Consider the following 16,875-nt stretch of genomic DNA (forward strand, 5'->3'; position numbering starts at 1 on the left):
CCTTCTTCTCCTGCTCAGCCATCAAACCGTGCGTGAAAAACGTTCAAGCGTCTGCTGGCCGAGATAGCGGTCGAACACCATCGCGATGTTACGCACGAGCATGCGCCCGGCCATCTGCACTTCGAGCTTGCGGCCACTCACCGACACCAGCCCGTCCTGCTCGAAGTCGCGCAAGCGCTCCAGTTCCGGCTCGAAGGTATTGGCAAAGCGGATGCCGTATGCGGCTTCGAATTCATCGAAGCGCAGTTCCAGATTGCACATCAATTGCGTGATCACATCGCGACGCAGACGGTCATCCGCGGTGAGGCGCACGCCGCGTGTGATCGCGAGCTTGCCCGCATCGATTGCAGCGGCATAGCCGGGCAGGTCCTTGATGTTCTGCGCGTACACGTCGCCGATTTTGCCGATCGACGACGCGCCGAAGCCGATCAGATCGCATTCCGCCCGCGTGCTGTACCCCTGGAAGTTCCGATGCAACGTGCGCTGTGCTTGCGCGCGCGCGAGTTCGTCGGTGGGCAACGCGAAGTGATCCATGCCGATGTAGACATACCCCGCGCCCGTGAGCCGCTCGACCACCCGTTGCATTATCGCGAGGCGCACGGCAGGCGAGGGCAGCGTGGCCTCGTCCATCTGCCGTTGCATCTTGAAGAGCTGCGGCATATGCGCATACGCGAACACCGAAAGACGATCGGGCGCGAGCTCGATCATCGTGTCGAGCGTGCGGCTGAAGCTATCGACCGTTTGATGCGGCAGCCCGTAAATCAGATCGAGGCCGATCGAGTGGAACCCTGTGCTACGTGCGGCTTGCATCACCGACACGGTCATATCGAGCGGCTGAATGCGATTGATCGCCCGCTGCACTAACGGATCGAAATCCTGCACACCGAGACTGAGCCGGTTGAAGCCGAGCGTGCGCAGATGCGCAATGGTCTCGGGCGAGGCTTCGCGCGGATCGACTTCGATGGAATATTCGCCGTCGATGTCGGGCAGCAACGTGAAGTGTTCGCGCGCTGCGGCCATCAGTTCCGCCATTTCATCGTGCGACAGGAACGTGGGCGTGCCGCCGCCCCAATGCAATTGCGACACGGGGCGCCGCGTGTCGAAACACGCCGCCTGCAGGGCCATTTCGCGCTTCAGGCGCTCGACATAGGGACGCGCGTGCGCGCGGTTTTTCGTGCCGACCTTGTTGCAACCGCAGTAGAAGCACGCGGTGTCGCAAAACGGGATGTGGAAGTACAGCGAGAGATCGGTGGCGTAAGCGCCAGGATCGGCGGCGGCGCGCAAATAGTCGGCGGGATCGAACGCGTCGCGGAACTGCAGGGCGGTTGGATAGGACGTATACCGTGGACCGTTTGCGTTGTACTTGGCGAGCAGGTCGGGGCGGAATAGCGTGTTGGCGGTGGTCATGGGGCGCTCGGGTTTGACAGCCACCATTGAAGAGGCACGAGCCGGCGGATTCTCGGGACCGGATCGAACAGCGCAGACGCCTCTTGAGCGTGGCCTTTCGTATGCGTCAAGTTTACGTGAGCGACCCGCTGCCGGATTGTGTAAAAAGGTCGCACGGGATGCGATGGCACAATGCGGGTCTGGTGTTGCGTTGTCTGTTTTCGAGTTCAGGAAAAATGTCGTGAGTGATGTGCCGAACCGCGTTGTGAAGCGCGAGTCCCCGTTCAATGTGGCCGGTCATGCGTGCCGCCCCGATTGCGGCGCGTGCTGTATCGCGCCGTCGATTTCGAGTCCGATCCCCGGTATGCCGGATGGCAAGCCGGCGGGCGTGCGCTGCGTGCAACTTGGCGACGATCTGCGCTGCGCGATCTTCGGCCAGCCAGAGCGGCCGGCGTGCTGCTCCGGTCTGCAACCGCAGGCGGAAATGTGCGGCTCAAGCCGCGGCGAAGCGCTCGCGTGGCTCACCGAGCTTGAAACGCAGACCCAACCGCAACCGGCGGTGCGCCAATAGCGCGCATGAACGATTCCGCCACGTCATCCACCCGGGCAAACAGCCCAACGTAACCGCATGTTCGACAAGGCTTCCACAGGAGATTTCGCATGACTCGACCCGCAGCGCCGACCCGGCGCCGCTTCCTGCTTGCCGCGCTGACAGGCACTACCGCGCTAGGCATCACCGTGTCGCTGGCGGCCTGCGCGACGTCCACTTTTCCGTTCATTCCTTCGCACTACACGTTCTCGCAGCAGCAGGTGCAGGAGGCGGTGCAGCGTAAATTCCCATATCTGCGCACGGTTTCGCAAGTGTTCGAGGTCGCGCTGACCAATCCGGTGGTCGGCTTCCTGCCGGACGCGAACCGCGTCTCGGTGAAGCTCGATGCGCGGCTCGTGAGCCCGTTCATGCAGCAACCAGTCGACGGTGTATTCACCCTGTCGAGCGAACTGGCCTACGACGCCGCCAGCAAGTCGGTCGTGTTGAAGTCGCCGAACGTCGACAACGTCAGCGTAAGCGGCCAGGCGCAGGCTTACACGCAGCAGATCAACGCCGCGGCGGCCGTGCTCGCCACGCAGTTGCTGACCAACTATCCGATCTACACCTTCAAGCCCGAACAGTTGCAATTTGCCGGCGTGAATTATGAACCCGGTACAATCACAATCCTTACAAACGGCATACGCGTACAAATCGTCGAGAAATGACGACGCGCGCGGCCGGCTGGGCCGCGCGCGCACCGTGCTGACCCTGTTCGTTTCGAATAACTACAGCGATGAGGGTCACGGATGGACTGGCTAATGGCTTGCAAGGCGCTGATTCTGGGCGTCGTCGAAGGGTTGACGGAGTTCTTGCCGGTGTCGAGCACCGGCCATTTGATCGTCGCGGGCAGCCTGCTCAATTTCACGGATGACCACGCGAAAACCTTTGATGTCGTGATCCAGCTCGGCGCGATTCTGGCCGTGTGCTGGGAGTTTCGCCGCCGCATTGGCAGTGTGGTGGTCGGCTTGCCCAGCCGGCCCGACGCAAGGCGTTTTACGCTGAACGTGATCATCGCGACCATTCCGGCGGTCGTGCTCGGCTTGCTGTTCGAAAAGGCTATCAAGGCGGCCCTGTTTTCGCCGGTGCCAGTCGCGTTCGCGCTGGTGGCGGGTGGGGTGGTGATCCTGTGGGCGGAAGCGCGCCAGCGCGCGCGAGGCGACGCGACGGCGCGCGTTCAGCACGTTGACGACTTGAGCCCGCTGGATGCCTTGAAAGTCGGCCTTGCTCAATGTTTCGCGCTGATACCGGGCATGTCGCGCTCGGGTTCGACGATCATCGGCGGGATGCTGGTTGGCCTCGAACGGCGTGTCGCTACGGAGTTTTCCTTCTTCCTCGCGATTCCGATCATTTTCGGCGCGACGGCTTACGAGCTCTATAAAGACTGGCATTTACTGTCTGTCGACGCGCTGAGCAGTTTCGCGCTTGGCTTCGTGGCAGCCTTTATCAGCGCCTTCGCCTGCGTGCGCTGGCTGCTGCGCTATATCTCCGCGCACGATTTCACCGTGTTCGCGTGGTACCGGATTGGGTTCGGTCTGTTGATCCTGCTGGTGGGTTATAGCGGTGCGTTGAGCTGGACGGACTGAGTCTGCGCTTGTCGTCCGAATCATGAAAAAAGGTCCGCGTTTGCGGACCTTTGTCTTATGGCGAGCGAGTTGCAGCGCAGTTTTACGTCGCGACGCGCTTCCTGAACACCAGATCCCACACCCCATGCCCGAGCCGTAGCCCACGGCGCTCGAACTTCGTCACAGGACGATATTCGGGACGCGGTGCGTAGCCGTCGGCGGTATTGTCCAGCGCGGGATCGGCACCTAGCACTTCAAGCATCTGCTCGGCGTAGTTCTGCCAGTCGGTCGCGCAATGCAGATAGGCGCCCGGCTTCAGACGCGAAACCAGCAACGCGACGAACTTCGGCTGGATCAGGCGGCGCTTGTGGTGGCGCGCCTTGTGCCAAGGGTCCGGAAAGAAGATGTGAACGCCGTCGAGGCTGTCTGGCGCGATCATCTGTTCGAGGACTTCAACCGCGTCGTGCTGAATGATGCGGATGTTCGATAGCTCCTGCTCGCCCATCAGCTTCAACAGCGCGCCTACGCCCGGCTCGTGCACCTCGACGCCGAGGAAGTCGTCATCGGGGCGGTGCGAGGCGATCTCGGCGGTGGTCGCACCCATCCCGAAGCCGATTTCCAGCACACGCGGCGCGGTACGGCCGAACACGCTATTCCAGTCGGGTTGCTGCGGGGTGAACGGCACGACGAAACGCGGACCGAGTTCGTCCATCGCGCGGCGCTGGCCGGTCGATACGCGACCCGCACGCGTGACAAAGCTACGGATGCGGCGTCGATGCAAGGCTTCTTCTTGCGGGGCGTCGGGGCCGGTATCGGCCGATTGGTCTTCGGCATCGTTGGAAACCGGCGGAAGTTCGTCCGGCAGGCCGGCGTCGTTTGGGTCGTGGATCATTGTCGATACGGCTACAAGGGTGAGGGCGTGGCGGCTTGCATGGCGTGCTGCGAGGCGCCGTTTGCGCTTGCGCGGCACGGGCCGTAGTTCGCAGGCGCGGTTCGCTCGAATCGCCATGCATGGCCGCTGCCACTACAAAAAAGCCGCCTTCATGGGAGGCGGCTCGTGCGGGGTTCTGCTGACGGCTCAGCAGGAAGGTGGAGCGGGCATTACGAGTGCGCGTAAGGTAGCACACCCGAAAAGGGTGCGTCCAGACGGTGGCAGGCCTGGAGGGGGCCTGAAACCGCCACCAAGATTACATTCTCATAACCGTGATTGCCATTCGTATGATTTAATCGCGCTGTAAGCCATCCCGTTGCAACGATTATCAAAACGAAAATCCACTATGGGCAAACACGCACACAATCATCGCCAGGCAAAAGCCGCCAAAACGGATTGGGTCGCTATCGATCCAACTGCGGTTCCGACTACCTCCCAGAATGCACTTCGCAAAGCCATGGGCATTGAAGGCGTTCCGCTCACGCAATTCAACGATTTATTGTGGCTCATGGCGCAGGAGTCGAGCGGCGTGGTGGACGTGCGTACTGGGAAGTCGTCCGCACGCGGGCTTTATCAGTTGTTGCGGCCTCAATATGAATTGAATCCGAATGGCGAAAAATCGTTCGGTAACGCCGTTGAAGAATGTCAGGGCGGGATTCGCTATATTCTCGGGCGGTATCACACCGCTGCATCAGCGCGTCTGGTATGGGAAGCAAATCACTGGTGCTGAGAATTGCAAAAGTTTCTGCTGATGGGCTTCGTCTCGGCCATGTGCTGAATGAGCGTCGCGCAAGCTGCTGATGCCGGTGTGCCGCGCTTTGAAGACTTCGCGGTGAATGACTCGCTGGTCAAGGCGGTTGAGAAGGCTGCGAAGAACTAGTGGCGGCTCGCGCACATGGCGTGTTGGCACCGCGCGGGCTCAAAGCGTCGTCGTGGCGACTTCTCGGATGACAGGCTGGGAGAGTTTGGCTAGCGGGAAATACGGCAGATTCAGATCCTTTCGCAAAGCCGCCTGATCAATCGTCAGGCGGGCTGAAAAGAATCTGGAGCGGGCGATGGGAATCGAACCCACGGCTCTAGCTTGGGAAGCTAGGGTATTACCATTATACGACGCCCGCAGAGCGCATGATTCTACTCGGGAAGGGGCGGTTAGCGCAAATCGCGCTGCCACCGCCCTTGCCAAAAGGCGCGCGCAGCGCCGTTCAGATCACGAAGTAGGTCAACTGAACAGCCGCACGCGTCACCACCATCAGCAGCACCTGCACGATCACGAACAGCAGAATCGGCGAGAGGTCGATGCCGCCGAGTTGCGGCACCACGCGGCGCAGCGGATTCAGAAACGGCGCAGTCAGCTGGTACAGAATCGGCATGGCTGCCGAGCGCGGATTGAGCCACGACAGCAGCGCCATCAGGATCGTCATCCAGATGATCAGATTCAGCGCCCACTTGATGACCGTCAGCACGGCGACAATCAGCAGGGTCGGCACGAGCGTGAGCGGATCGGCGCCTGTGAGCACCACCATCAGCACCACATAAATGATGGCCGCAATCAGGGCGCCGACAAGACTCGCCCAGTCGATGTTGCGCGTGCTGTGCAGGATGTGCCGCAACGGCAGGACGATCCAGTTGGTGGCTTGCAGCACGGCGTTCGAGACGGGGTTGTACGGCGGCAAACGCACGACCTGCAGCCATGCGCGCAGCAGCAACGCGGCGCCGAACAGCGTAAAGACGGTATTGAGTAGAAAGCGGGCGATATCGCCAAACATCTCGTGTCCTTATCCTTCGGATGGCGGCCGTCGACCGGCCGCGGGTGCCGGCACGGACCGATCGGTGCGCCGGCGGGTTTATTTGGATTGCCAGCGCCGTTCCCGCGGGAGGGCGCATGACGCGTCACAAATGGGGACGCGGTGGATCAATTTCCAGATGCTCGAGTCAGTCTAGTCGGCGAACGGCATGCCGGCCAGGCCGAACCCGGCCACGGGATGTCACACGGAAATCTTGATTTCGCTGATCAGAATCGTGCCGTTGCCGCCGTCGGTGTAGTTCGGGATGTCGGCAACCAACTGCTCCGAAGCCGGCTTGAAGACCTTGTAGAAGTCGTCCGCGCTCTCGAACAGGAAGTGACCTGCGGCGACATACGGCGGCGGCGTTCCCGGCGGCCCGGCGTTGATGCCGACGTCGACCGACCAGCCTTTCAGCGACGGCCCGAACAGCTTCGCCGCGAGCGGCATGTGCGTGACGCAGTAATAGTCCACGTCGAAGTGGCCGTTTTCCCGGTACGGATAAAGGATGCTGACCTTGATCATTGTGCGTTCTCGTCTGTTGGTCCCGAAGCGCGGCGCTGGCGGATTGCGCGCGGCGCCGGACGTCACATTATCACGGCTTACTTGACGCTTGCACCTGCTGCGGCCTGATTCAGCGATCGGTTGAGCGATTCTTCCACCGCCTCGGCAATCGCCTCGATCGCAGCGGGTGGTTTGGCGCGGCGTTCGGCCAGTCCGACCGCGCGCCGCGACAGCAAACCGTACAACGCGGCGTGGTCGCCGCCAAGGCCTTCCAGCAACGCCAACTGCTTTTCCACAACGCCCGTATCGCCACGTGACACGGGGCCGGCGAGCGCGTTGGGCAGACCTTTGTCGCGGGCGGTTTCGATGGTCCCGGAGAGCATGGGCAGCAGCGCGCGCAGCGCGTCGTCTTCGGCGAAACCCAACGTGCGCCATAGGGCGACGCACTCGGCGAGGCTGCACAGCGCGAAGCTGGCGGCGTAATGGGCAGCGGCGTGGTACAGCATGCGGCCGCCCGCCGGAATCGACAGCGGATGGCAGCGCAGGGCGACGGCCAGCGCCGTCAGCGCGTCTTTGAGCGCGCCGTCGGCCTCGATCGTCACCGAGCAACCGGCGATCCGGTCGAGATCGGCGAGATCGCCGCTAAAGAGGTACAGTGGGTGAAAGCCGCCGATCGAGGCGCCCTGGTCGCGTGCCGGGGCCAGCAATTCGACCGGCGAGGCGCCGCTGCAATGCACGAGCGCTTTGCCGTGTGGGCCGCTTGCCGCGTCTGCCGCGAACCGCAGAGTGTGCGCTGACGTACCGATACTGTCGTCGGGAACGGCTAAAAAGACGATGTCGGCGGCGTCGACGACCTGTTGTGGATCGTCGAATGCCGCGCAATACTCGATTTGACTGGCGAGCCGGCTGGCCGAGGCTGCCGTGCGGCTCGCCACCGCCGTGACGGGATAGCCGGCGCGTGAAAAGCTCAGCGCGAGACAGCGCGCGAGCCGGCCCGCACCGATGAAGCCGAGGCGCGGCAGAGAGGGCTGGGACATGGTTGCCTGCTCCAGACGGATACTTGAACGAGAAAGCAGAAGTATCGCGCATCCGTCTGGCAGTGGCGTGTCCTCGCGCCGGCATTCCTCTGATCAGTGCGCGCGCGATATGGCGCCTCCGGTCAGTCATCCGGTCGCGCGCGCCCCGCGGGTCCGAAAACTGCTCACAATTTCTTCTTGGGTTGGTTTGGCAGTCGCTGTTCCGGGTTTTTCGTCTCGCAGTCAGATTCGGGAGGTAACGATGAATATATTTTCTTACCGAAAGCACTTGCGGTTCCTGACGCACTCGCAGCGCCGTCGCTGGTGGGATCAGAAGAAGCGTCTGACGCCACGCGTGTGTATCAGCGGCGCGTATGTCCCGCCCAACGTGTCCCGAGAATTCGCCTATGTGAAGGTAGGCTGAAAACACCGTCTGCTCACGAGTAAGAGATGCCCGGCGCGATTGCGCCGGGCATTTTTTATTTGAGCCGTCAGGATTGAAGCTAATTTGTAATCAAAGATTACTGACAAGTGAGGGCCCGAAGCCGCAAGACCCGCAAAGCAGCAGATTCGCCGCCGCTCGACTGCTAGCAAACCCTTAGTTCTCAGCCGGTTGCGCAGCATGTCCGAATGGCGAGCCGCCGACGCAAATTCCCACCCATTGCCGCCAATTGCAATTTGCAACAAATGCGAACATCTCGGCGCGGTCTTTTTCGATACATTGATTTCATAGCATGCAACGCATGCGAAGTCGGCGACCTTAGTGGGCCGCGCCAGGAGAATAAAAGTGAAAAAGATCGTTCCGTTTGTCGTTGCCGCCGCACTCGGCGTGGGGTTCGCTACTGCTGCAGAAGCGCATGTCTCCGTCGGTATCGGTATTGGCATTCCAGTCGCACCGGCGTACCCGGTTTATGCCGCGCCGCCGCCGGTCTATTACGCGCCGCCGCCTCCGCCGGTGGTGTATGCACCGGGCTATTACGCGCCGCCGGCAGTCGTGGTGGGCGGGTATTACGGTGGCTATGGCCGTCCTTATTATCACCACGGCTATTACCGCGGTTATCACGGCGGTTACTACGGTCACGGCTACTATCGCCGCTAATCGCAAGAAACACACGGGACGTGTCGACGGCGTAACGCCGGCTTGATCGCCGGGTTACGCCGTTTGTGTTTTTACTGCGGCATACCAAAGCACAGGCGAAGCTGGGAGAATGGCTATTTCGCCACCGCTCTGGAGAGTTTCGCCGATGCAAGCGCTTCCCGCTCCCACTTTCGACGACGTACTCGACGCCGCTGCGCGTCTTGAAGGCGTCGCCCACCGTACCCCTGTTCTGACCTCGAGCACGTTCAACGAGCGCACGGGCGCGTCGGTGTTCTTCAAGTGCGAAAATTTTCAGCGCATGGGCGCCTTCAAGTTTCGCGGCGCCTACAACGCGATTTCGCACTTCAACGCGGAGCAGCGCAAAGCGGGTGTGCTGACGTACTCGTCGGGTAACCACGCGCAAGCGATCGCGCTATCGGCGCGCCTTGCAGGGATTCACGCGACGATCATCATGCCGCACGATGCGCCCGCCGCCAAAGTCGCGGCGACCAAGGGCTATGGCGGTGAAGTGATCAGCTACGACCGCTACACCGAGAATCGCGAAGAGATCGGCCGGCGGCTCGCTGAAGAGCGCGGCATGACGCTGATTCCGCCGTACGACCATCCGCACGTGGTCGCGGGGCAGGGCACGGCGGTGAAGGAGTTGATCGAAGAAACCGGCCCGCTCGACATGCTGTTCGTTTGCCTAGGCGGCGGTGGGCTGATTGGCGGCAGCGCATTGTCGGCGGCGGCATTGAGCCCGGCGTGCACCGTGATCGGCATCGAGCCCGAAGCCGGTAACGACGGCCAGCAATCGCTCGCGCGCGGCGAGATCGTGCATATCGATACGCCGCGAACGATTGCCGACGGCGCTGCTTCCACGCATCTCGGCGACTACACGTTCGCCATCATCCAGAAACTGGTCGCGCAAATCGAAACGGTTAGCGACGAGCAGTTGATCGAGACCATGCGCTTCTTTGCGCAACGTATGAAGATCGTGGTCGAGCCGACGGGTTGCCTCGCCGCGGCTGCCGTGCTCAACGGCATCGTGCCGGTGAAGGGTAAGCGCGTAGGTGTGGTGGTGAGTGGCGGCAACGTCGATCTGGCGAAGCTGGCGCAGTATCTCGCCTGATAGGGTGCTTGATCGTTGCTTGGCGTTGCTTGGCGTTGCTTGATCGCTTTTACGCCGCGCTGTGCGCATTGAAATAGATCGAAGACGGCTCGCCAGCGCGAGCCGTTTTTTCTAGCTTGCCACCTGAGCGGTCTGCACGATCAGATCGTGATACCCGTTCACGATCACGCTGTACGAGAAGTACGCGAACAGCAGTGCCGACAACACGTGACACGCGCGCAGCAAGCCGGTGCCGGCGCGTTTGCGTCCGTGGCTGCCGAGTCCGCAGATAAAGATCGTCCAGCACAAGCCACCCAGGAAGAAGCCGCCGAGGAACACCGGCGCCGTCGTCACACTGGTGGCGCCGGCTTTCGCGATTAGCGCGCCGCCGACGGCGGCGAACCACAGAATCGCTGAAGGCGACGACATCGCCAGCAGTACGCCGCGCAAGAAACCGCGCAACGGAGAAAGATGCGGGGCTTTGGCGTCCGCTTCTCCGGCAACGGCCGGCGCCGATGCGGGGAACAGCGCTTCACGCGCCATCTTCCACGTGAGAAACAGCAGGATGGCCGCACCGCCGATCCACACGACCCAGCGCACCGATTCGAACTGCAGCAACGCAGCCATTCCCGCGAGCGCGAGCGCCGCGTAAATCAGATCGCCGATACAGGAACCGAGCCCCAACCAGAAGCCCGGTTTGAAGCCGTGCGACAGCGTCAGCGAAATCATCGCGACGTTGACGAGACCGATATCCAGGCACAACGACAGCGACAGAAAAAATCCATCCGACATCATTGAAAAGGCATGCATCCGCGCAACCGCTCCATCAGTTTTGTTATTCAGACTTGTTCGCGCGCGAGAGATCCGGCAGGTAACGGGATCGCTTCGATGCCGACAGAATCCTAAAAATTCCAGGGCGTGATTCGAGGGCTGTTTTTACAGTCCCAACTCATTCCACAAGGTGTCGATGCGCTGTTTGACCGCCTTGTCCATCTCGATTGGGCGGCCCCATTCGCGATCGGTTTCGCCGGGCCATTTGTTGGTCGCGTCGAGTCCCATCTTCGATCCGAGACCGGCCACCGGCGAGGCGAAATCCAGATAGTCGATCGGCGTGCGATCGACCAGCACCGTGTCACGCGCAGGATCGATACGCGTGGTGATGGCCCAGATCACTTCTTTCCAGTCGCGGATATTCACGTCCTCGTCAACCACGACGATGAACTTCGTATACATAAATTGCCGCAGGAAGCTCCACACGCCGAACATCACGCGCTTGGCGTGACCGGGGTAGCTCTTCTTCATCTGCACGATCGCCATCCGGTAGCTGCATCCTTCGGGCGGCAGATAGAAATCGGTGATCTCGGTGAACTGCTTCTGCAACAGCGGCACGAACACTTCGTTGAGCGCGACGCCGAGCACGGCCGGCTCATCGGGCGGTTTGCCGGTGTAGGTGGAGTGATAGATCGCGTCGCGCCGCATCGTGATGCGCTCGACCGTGAAGACGGGAAACCACTCCTGCTCGTTGTAATAGCCGGTGTGGTCGCCATAGGGACCTTCCAGCGCATGTTCGTAAGCCGCCGACGCGCCCTTGGCCGGACGTGGCGGCGCACCTGCGGGGGCGGGCGAGGGCGTGCCTTCCTGCGGATAGATGAAGCCTTCCAGAACGATCTCCGCGCGCGCGGGCACCTGCAAGCCGTCCACGCCCGGCGTGATGCACTTCGCGAGTTCGGTGCGGCCGCCGCGCAGCAGTCCGGCGAACTGGTATTCGGAGAGCGTATCGGGGACCGGCGTGACTGCACCGAGGATGGTCGCCGGGTCGGCGCCCAGCACTACGGCCACGGGGTACGGTTTGCCCGGATTCTGCAGCGCGAACTCGCGGAAATCGAGTGCGCCGCCGCGATGGGCGAGCCATCGCATGATGAGTTTGTTACGCCCGATCAGTTGCTGGCGATATATGCCTAAATTTTGTCGGCTCTTATTCGGGCCTTTTGTGACGGTCAGACCCCATGTGATCAGCGGGCCCGCATCGCCCGGCCAGCAGGTCTGAATCGGCAGCTTTCCGAGGTCGACATCGTTGCCCTCCCAGACGATTTCCTGGCAGGGTGGGGCGCTCACCGTTTTGGGCGCCATGTCCCAAACCGCCTTCGCGAGCGAGAACAGTTTTCCTGCGTCCTTGAGCCCCTTGGGCGGCTCCGGTTCCTTCAAAGCGGAGAGCAGGCGGCCGACGTCGCGCAGCGACTCCAGCGCGGCGCCATCGCCTTCACCTGGTTGTGCGTCGATCCCCATGCCGAGCGCGACGCGGCGCGGTGTGCCGAACAGGTTACCGAGCACCGGAAACGCGTGCTGCTGCTGGCTCTCAAACAATAACGCCGGACCGCCCGCGCGCAGCACGCGGTCGCATAGTTCGGTCATTTCCAGGACGGGCGAGACGTTTTGCGAGATGCGGCGCAGTTCACCGATCGTTTCGAGACGGCCGACGAAATCGCGCAGGTCTTTGTATTTCATCTGGTGCGGTAGAGAGCCGCGCAAGCGGCAAAAAGGAAGGGCGCCGCGGGGTTTCGCGGGGCCAAAACAATTGTCGATTTTACCTGTGTTGGCGGGCGCACGTAGATTGGTCCAACGGCCAACTTTGGAAGGCGTAATTGAGATAGCTCAAGAAGCGCGCGCCGCGCGGTTTTCGGCGGACTGAACACTGTTCATTATTACAATTAGTTATAGATTTGCTTATTTATAGTGTTGACGATCTATAAAACCCTGCATAGAATCCGTCCACATTGGTTGCAGGGCGTGAACCTTTTTACCACCGCCCCCGGTCCCTTCAGACGCAACGCGTCACCGCTTACCGACCCCCTGCACGGTATCTGACGGTCTTACTGAAGTTCTTGCCAGCGCCTGTTGACGCTGGTTTTTCGCGTGGGAGCCTCCGCTTGCATGTTTTTTGGCATGCCGCGGGCCTCTTTTCAAGATGGCTCCCCACAAACGGTATATGCCGTTTTCCCGACGTCGCTGCTGCCCTAACCAGACAGAGCGCGCGATGTCTTGACTCTGCGAACGTGTGTTACCGCCTGTTCAACTGGCGGAGTTCGCGGATCATGCAACATGGGAGATCTGAATGAACGCCTGGTTATCGTGGCGTCCCGATGAGCGTATCGCGCAAGTTGTGCGTGGTGCGTTGCGTCGCGGGACGCGAATGAGTCATCACCTGTTCAGCATCGTCGGCGGTATCGCTGTTGTGCTGGCAGTCACGCTGTGGCTGATGCCAGCTTTGCGCGGCACCCTTGCCGCCAAGCTGATGCCTGTCATTTCCGCCGCTGTGCAGGCCGGTCCCGCCCGTCTGCTGCAGGGCAACCCGCTGCCGGCTTTCGGGCCGCCTGGCGCGTCCTCCTCTGACGAGGCGCTGTCCGCGAATTCGACCAGTAGCGACGCCGCTGGCGGTGCGAACAACCCCGCCACCGTCAGCAATACCAGCTACGACGGTGCCTTCGACGGCACCGGCACATCCGGTATGGGCGTGGCGGCGCTGAACGGCCTCGACCCGCGCACCATGCAGAGCGTGTCCGCACTGGCGCGGCTGATCCCGGCGCAGCGCGTCTCGGCCGACGCGCGTGACGATCGTGTGCTGGTCTCGGCCCGCGAGCAGGATCTGGTCTCGTCGTACCTGGCGCGGCGCTATCGCGTCGCTCAGGAGCCCGTTAGCGAGCTCGTGAAGGCAGCGTTCGACACCGGGCGCGAAGTTGGTCTCGACCCGCTTCTCCTGCTGTCCGTGATGGCAATTGAGTCGGGCTTCAACCCGTACGCCGAGAGCGGTGTGGGCGCACAGGGCCTGATGCAGGTCATGTCCAAGGTTCACTCGGACAAATTCCAGTATTTCGGTGGCCAGAGCGCTGCGCTCGAACCGGTGGCGAACATCAAGGTGGGTGCGCTGGTGCTGAAGGATTGCATCGCGCGCGGCGGTTCGCTGCCGGGCGGTTTGCGTCTCTATGTCGGCTCGACCTCGCAGGACGACGGCGGCTACGGCGCCAAGGTGATGGCCGAGCGTGGCCGTCTGCGCGATGTGGCGCGTGGCCGCAAGGTGCCGATCAATGCACCGCAGGCGCCGGTTCTGACGACGGCGTCGAATACGGCGCCGGCTGCGTCGACTAACGGCAAGCGCGTGCAGATGACGCTGGACGGCGGTCATCCGCTGAGCGCGGCAGCGCCGGTGAAGACGCCGGTGTCCGATCAGGACGACGCCAGTTCCAATGCCACCAAGCATGTGGCATCGGCCTCGGAGCTGGGCGCTTGAGGTTGATGTAACTCAGTTCGCCTGGCGTGAGAGCGGCAGGTACAAAAAAGGACACCCCGGGGTGTCCTTTTTGCTTATGTGGCTGGCACTTGCGGTGGCCTGCGCGGCTGTGAGGTCTGCGTAACGGGCATTGCAATCCGCCACGCCGGGCCGTTTGGGGGCTCAAGTCACAGCCGCTTATGCCTGTTCGGTCAATGCCTTCCGAAGAGCTTCGCCAGCCGGTCCACCGCTTCTTCCAGCTTCGGCAGGGCGGTGGCATACGATAGCCGGATGTAGTCCTTCGGCGCGTGCGTGCCGAAGTCCATACCCGGCACCAGCACCACGCCCGCTTCGTGCAGCATCGCTTTGGTCAGCGCCGCGCTGTCTCCGGCCGCCTGATGCGCGACCGTGCGGCAATCGGCGTACACATAGAACGCGCCGTCAGGCATCACGGGCACCGAGAAGCCCAGCGATTCGAGCGCCGGCGCAATGAAGTCGCGGCGGCGCTTGAATTCAAGGCGGCGCGCTTCATAGATGGCGATCGTTTCCGGTTCGAAGCAGGCCAGCGCTGCATGCTGCGCGAGCGCCGACGCGCAGATAAACAGGTTCTGCGCGAGCTTTTCGAAGGCGCCGACCATGCCGGGCGGCACCACCAGCCAGCCCAAACGCCAGCCGGTCATATTGAAGTACTTCGAGAAGCTATTGACTGTGATGACGTCGTCACCGAACGAGAGCGCCGAGACAGGCTTGGCATCGTAGCTCAGGCCCTGGTAGATCTCGTCGACGATCGTAAAGCCGCCACGCGCCCGTACAGATTTGACGATGCGCTCGAGTTCAGCCGGTTCGATCGACGTGCCGGTCGGGTTCGATGGCGATGCCAGCAGCACCCCGCGCGTGCGCTCGTTCCACAGGCGCTCGACGTCGGCGGCGGTCAACTGAAAGCGTTCGGCCGGCCCGCTCGGTACCATCACCGGCTTGCCTTCAGCCGCGATCACGAAATGACGGTTGCACGGGTAGCACGGGTCCGGCATCAGCACTTCATCGTCGCGATCGACCAGCGCCGCGCAAGCCAGCAGCAGCGCGGCAGACGCGCCTGCGGTGACGACGATCCGCGCCGGATCGACGTTCACGCCGTAGGCCTCGGCGTAATGCGCCGAGATCGCCTCGCGCAACGCGTGCAGGCCGAGCGCATTGGTGTATTGCGTGACGCCGCGGCGCAGGGCGCTCGCGGCCGCTTCGATGACCGGCTCGGGGGCGGTGAAATCGGGTTCGCCGATTCCCATGTGAATGATGTCGCGCCCGTCGCGCTCGAGCAGCGCGGCTTCCTTGGCCAGTTCCATCACATAAAAAGGCTGGATGGCGTCGACGCGGGCAGCAAGCCGCACCAAGGGTTCGGTCACGGAGTTCATACGATCAAATCCAGTTCAGAAGCAAAAGCGGGACAGCGCTGCGCGTATAGGTTCATGCGCGCAGCGCTGTCCTTGCAAGCGATCAGCAGTATGGGGTTAGCGCATGTAGCCAGGCGTACAACCGGCTGGCGATCCGTTGGCCACCGAAACCAGCCGTCACCGGAACCAGCCGTCACCGGAACCAGCGGTCGGCGTTCCGGTGGCACCGCACTTCACAGGCCGGCGCCCGCCAGGTCAACGTTTATCGCAAAGCGCATGACCAGGTTACGCCCCCCAAACGCTCAATGTTTGCGAGCTGCCTGCGTTTCAGCAGCGCGCAGTTGTGCCGACAGCTTGTCCAGCACACCGTTCACGTACTTGTAGCCGTCCGCGCCGCCAAACGTCTTGGCGAGTTCGACCGCTTCGTTGATGACCACGCGATAGGGGATATCGACGTGATTCTTCAACTCGAACGCGGCGACCAGCAGCACGGCGCGTTCGACCGGCGAAAGCTGCTCGATCGGGCGGTCGAGGCACGGTGCGATGTCCGCGGAAAGTGCTTCCGAATCGCGGATCACGCCGTGCAGGATGGCGTCCAGATGTTCGTGGTCGGCCTTGTCGAAACCTTGCGCGCCGCGCAGCTGCGCGTCGATTTCACCGCCGGGCGAACCCGACAGCAGCCACTGGTAAAGCCCCTGCGTGGCCAGTTCGCGGGAGCGTCGGCGTGCGCTCTTCATGCTTCTTCCTCTTCTTCGTCTTCTTCCTCGTCGTCACCGCCGAGTTGTTCGAGCGCGACGGCGAGGTTCGCCATTTCGACGGCCACGCGTGCTGCGTCACGACCCTTCTCGGTCATACGCGCGACGGCTTGCTCGTCGTTTTCCGTGGTCAGCACGGCGTTCGCGACCGGAATGCCGAAGTCGAGGCCGATACGCGTGATGCCCGCGCCGCTTTCGTTCGACACCAGTTCGAAGTGGTACGTCTCGCCGCGAATCACCGCGCCCAGCGCGATCAGTGCGTCGAATTGCGCGCTTTCGGCGAGCTTTTGCAGCGCCAGCGGGATTTCCAGCGCGCCCGGCACGGTGACCAGCAGCACGTCTTCGCCGGTCACGCCGAGGCGTTCGAGCTCTTCGATGCACGAATCTGCGAGACCGTTGCAGACGGGTTCGTTAAAACGCGCCTGGACGATGCCGATACGCAGTCCGTCGCCGTCGAGATTCGGTTGGTATTGTCCGATTTCCATGTGAATTCCGTAGTGTTTTGAGTGG

At 62.2% G+C, this 16,875-nt stretch carries 18 protein-coding genes and 1 tRNA gene; 8 read left to right on the forward strand and 11 right to left on the reverse strand.

Annotated elements, in window-relative coordinates:
- Positions 1–21 precede the first annotated feature (21 nt).
- The gene (gene hemN, locus PQQ96_RS32815) at positions 22–1,407 is read right to left on the reverse strand and encodes an oxygen-independent coproporphyrinogen III oxidase (protein ID WP_408300251.1); all 1,386 of its coding nucleotides are present in this window, start codon (positions 1,405–1,407) and stop codon (positions 22–24) included.
- A 220-nt stretch (positions 1,408–1,627) separates the two neighbouring features.
- Between hemN and PQQ96_RS32820 the strand changes: the two genes are divergently transcribed.
- The 3 genes from PQQ96_RS32820 (at position 1,628) to PQQ96_RS32830 (ending at position 3,558) form a co-directional block, all read left to right on the forward strand.
- Positions 1,628–1,957: a YkgJ family cysteine cluster protein gene (locus PQQ96_RS32820; RefSeq protein WP_408300252.1), complete on the forward strand. Its 330-nt coding sequence runs from the start codon at positions 1,628–1,630 to the stop codon at positions 1,955–1,957.
- Positions 1,958–2,046: 89 nt separating this feature from the next.
- Entirely contained in the window at positions 2,047–2,640 is a 594-nt protein-coding gene (locus PQQ96_RS32825) for a DUF1439 domain-containing protein (RefSeq protein ID WP_408300254.1), read from the forward strand.
- A gap of 81 nt (positions 2,641–2,721) precedes the next feature.
- Entirely contained in the window at positions 2,722–3,558 is an 837-nt protein-coding gene (locus PQQ96_RS32830) for an undecaprenyl-diphosphate phosphatase (protein WP_408300256.1), read from the forward strand.
- An 82-nt stretch (positions 3,559–3,640) separates the two neighbouring features.
- Here PQQ96_RS32830 and trmB read toward each other — a convergent pair whose 3' ends face one another.
- Positions 3,641–4,429: a tRNA (guanosine(46)-N7)-methyltransferase TrmB gene (gene trmB, locus PQQ96_RS32835; protein WP_408300258.1), complete on the reverse strand. Its 789-nt coding sequence runs from the start codon at positions 4,427–4,429 to the stop codon at positions 3,641–3,643.
- A 385-nt stretch (positions 4,430–4,814) separates the two neighbouring features.
- Here trmB and PQQ96_RS32840 point away from each other — a divergent pair, with 385 nt between their 5' ends.
- Positions 4,815–5,198, forward strand: a complete 384-nt coding sequence (locus tag PQQ96_RS32840) for an aggregation-promoting factor C-terminal-like domain-containing protein (RefSeq protein WP_408300260.1) — start codon at positions 4,815–4,817, stop codon at positions 5,196–5,198.
- Between the two features lie 314 nt (positions 5,199–5,512).
- Here the strand turns inward: PQQ96_RS32840 and PQQ96_RS32845 are convergent.
- The 4 genes from PQQ96_RS32845 to PQQ96_RS32860 form a co-directional block, all read right to left on the reverse strand.
- Positions 5,513–5,586: transfer RNA gene (locus tag PQQ96_RS32845), tRNA-Gly, on the reverse strand.
- Between the two features lie 84 nt (positions 5,587–5,670).
- A complete protein-coding gene (locus PQQ96_RS32850; protein ID WP_408300262.1) occupies positions 5,671–6,234 on the reverse strand; it encodes a YggT family protein in 564 nt (187 codons plus the stop codon).
- A 219-nt stretch (positions 6,235–6,453) separates the two neighbouring features.
- Positions 6,454–6,774 (reverse strand): EthD family reductase, encoded by a 321-nt coding sequence (locus PQQ96_RS32855; RefSeq protein WP_121112413.1) that lies wholly within the window; start codon positions 6,772–6,774, stop codon positions 6,454–6,456.
- Positions 6,775–6,851: 77 nt separating this feature from the next.
- Positions 6,852–7,790, reverse strand: a complete 939-nt coding sequence (locus PQQ96_RS32860) for a Rossmann-like and DUF2520 domain-containing protein (protein WP_408300263.1) — start codon at positions 7,788–7,790, stop codon at positions 6,852–6,854.
- Between the two features lie 241 nt (positions 7,791–8,031).
- On the opposite strand from PQQ96_RS32860, the gene PQQ96_RS32865 reads away from it, so the two are divergent.
- The 3 genes from PQQ96_RS32865 (at position 8,032) to PQQ96_RS32875 (ending at position 9,979) form a co-directional block, all read left to right on the forward strand.
- Complete coding sequence (locus tag PQQ96_RS32865; RefSeq protein ID WP_408300265.1) at positions 8,032–8,193, forward strand: hypothetical protein; 162 nt, start codon at positions 8,032–8,034, stop codon at positions 8,191–8,193.
- Between the two features lie 363 nt (positions 8,194–8,556).
- Positions 8,557–8,868, forward strand: a complete 312-nt coding sequence (locus PQQ96_RS32870; RefSeq protein ID WP_201070683.1) for a hypothetical protein — start codon at positions 8,557–8,559, stop codon at positions 8,866–8,868.
- Positions 8,869–9,013: 145 nt separating this feature from the next.
- Positions 9,014–9,979 carry a threo-3-hydroxy-L-aspartate ammonia-lyase gene (locus PQQ96_RS32875; protein ID WP_408300267.1) on the forward strand — a complete coding sequence of 322 codons (966 nt, stop codon included), beginning with the start codon at positions 9,014–9,016 and terminating at the stop codon, positions 9,977–9,979.
- Positions 9,980–10,090: 111 nt separating this feature from the next.
- Here the strand turns inward: PQQ96_RS32875 and PQQ96_RS32880 are convergent, their stop codons facing one another.
- Positions 10,091–10,768, reverse strand: coding sequence for a LysE family translocator (locus tag PQQ96_RS32880; RefSeq protein WP_408300269.1), 678 nt, complete (start codon positions 10,766–10,768; stop codon positions 10,091–10,093).
- Between the two features lie 126 nt (positions 10,769–10,894).
- Entirely contained in the window at positions 10,895–12,463 is a 1,569-nt protein-coding gene (locus PQQ96_RS32885; protein ID WP_408300271.1) for a UbiD family decarboxylase, read from the reverse strand.
- A gap of 607 nt (positions 12,464–13,070) precedes the next feature.
- On the opposite strand from PQQ96_RS32885, the gene PQQ96_RS32890 reads away from it, so the two are divergent.
- Positions 13,071–14,243 (forward strand): transglycosylase SLT domain-containing protein, encoded by a 1,173-nt coding sequence (locus PQQ96_RS32890; protein ID WP_408300272.1) that lies wholly within the window; start codon positions 13,071–13,073, stop codon positions 14,241–14,243.
- 191 nt (positions 14,244–14,434) lie between these two features.
- Here PQQ96_RS32890 and PQQ96_RS32895 read toward each other — a convergent pair whose 3' ends face one another.
- The 3 genes from PQQ96_RS32895 to ribH form a co-directional block, all read right to left on the reverse strand.
- Positions 14,435–15,631, reverse strand: coding sequence for a pyridoxal phosphate-dependent aminotransferase (locus tag PQQ96_RS32895; RefSeq protein ID WP_408300274.1), 1,197 nt, complete (start codon positions 15,629–15,631; stop codon positions 14,435–14,437).
- Between the two features lie 281 nt (positions 15,632–15,912).
- Positions 15,913–16,347, reverse strand: coding sequence for a transcription antitermination factor NusB (gene nusB / locus PQQ96_RS32900; RefSeq protein WP_169487292.1), 435 nt, complete (start codon positions 16,345–16,347; stop codon positions 15,913–15,915).
- Positions 16,344–16,850, reverse strand: coding sequence for a 6,7-dimethyl-8-ribityllumazine synthase (gene ribH, locus PQQ96_RS32905; RefSeq protein WP_006050161.1), 507 nt, complete (start codon positions 16,848–16,850; stop codon positions 16,344–16,346). Before ribH ends, nusB begins: the two co-directional genes overlap by 4 nt.
- Positions 16,851–16,875: the final 25 nt, after the last annotated feature.

Source organism: Paraburkholderia sediminicola (assembly GCF_046027825.1).
Lineage (GTDB): Bacteria > Pseudomonadota > Gammaproteobacteria > Burkholderiales > Burkholderiaceae > Paraburkholderia > Paraburkholderia sediminicola_D.

Excerpts from the sequence above, each read along its gene's own strand:
- PQQ96_RS32850 (WP_408300262.1), bottom strand. The coding sequence starts at position 6,234 with ATGTTTGGCGATATCGCCCGCTTTCTACTCAATACCGTCTTTACGCTG.
- PQQ96_RS32840 (WP_408300260.1), top strand. The coding sequence starts at position 4,815 with ATGGGCAAACACGCACACAATCATCGCCAGGCAAAAGCCGCCAAAACG.
- PQQ96_RS32825 (WP_408300254.1), top strand. The coding sequence starts at position 2,047 with ATGACTCGACCCGCAGCGCCGACCCGGCGCCGCTTCCTGCTTGCCGCG.
- PQQ96_RS32830 (WP_408300256.1), top strand. The coding sequence starts at position 2,722 with ATGGACTGGCTAATGGCTTGCAAGGCGCTGATTCTGGGCGTCGTCGAA.
- PQQ96_RS32895 (WP_408300274.1), bottom strand. The coding sequence starts at position 15,631 with ATGAACTCCGTGACCGAACCCTTGGTGCGGCTTGCTGCCCGCGTCGAC.
- PQQ96_RS32880 (WP_408300269.1), bottom strand. The coding sequence starts at position 10,768 with ATGCATGCCTTTTCAATGATGTCGGATGGATTTTTTCTGTCGCTGTCG.
- PQQ96_RS32885 (WP_408300271.1), bottom strand. The coding sequence starts at position 12,463 with ATGAAATACAAAGACCTGCGCGATTTCGTCGGCCGTCTCGAAACGATC.
- hemN (WP_408300251.1), bottom strand. The coding sequence starts at position 1,407 with ATGACCACCGCCAACACGCTATTCCGCCCCGACCTGCTCGCCAAGTAC.
- PQQ96_RS32865 (WP_408300265.1), top strand. The coding sequence starts at position 8,032 with ATGAATATATTTTCTTACCGAAAGCACTTGCGGTTCCTGACGCACTCG.
- PQQ96_RS32860 (WP_408300263.1), bottom strand. The coding sequence starts at position 7,790 with ATGTCCCAGCCCTCTCTGCCGCGCCTCGGCTTCATCGGTGCGGGCCGG.
- PQQ96_RS32875 (WP_408300267.1), top strand. The coding sequence starts at position 9,014 with ATGCAAGCGCTTCCCGCTCCCACTTTCGACGACGTACTCGACGCCGCT.
- PQQ96_RS32890 (WP_408300272.1), top strand. The coding sequence starts at position 13,071 with ATGAACGCCTGGTTATCGTGGCGTCCCGATGAGCGTATCGCGCAAGTT.
- ribH (WP_006050161.1), bottom strand. The coding sequence starts at position 16,850 with ATGGAAATCGGACAATACCAACCGAATCTCGACGGCGACGGACTGCGT.
- PQQ96_RS32855 (WP_121112413.1), bottom strand. The coding sequence starts at position 6,774 with ATGATCAAGGTCAGCATCCTTTATCCGTACCGGGAAAACGGCCACTTC.
- trmB (WP_408300258.1), bottom strand. The coding sequence starts at position 4,429 with ATGATCCACGACCCAAACGACGCCGGCCTGCCGGACGAACTTCCGCCG.
- nusB (WP_169487292.1), bottom strand. The coding sequence starts at position 16,347 with ATGAAGAGCGCACGCCGACGCTCCCGCGAACTGGCCACGCAGGGGCTT.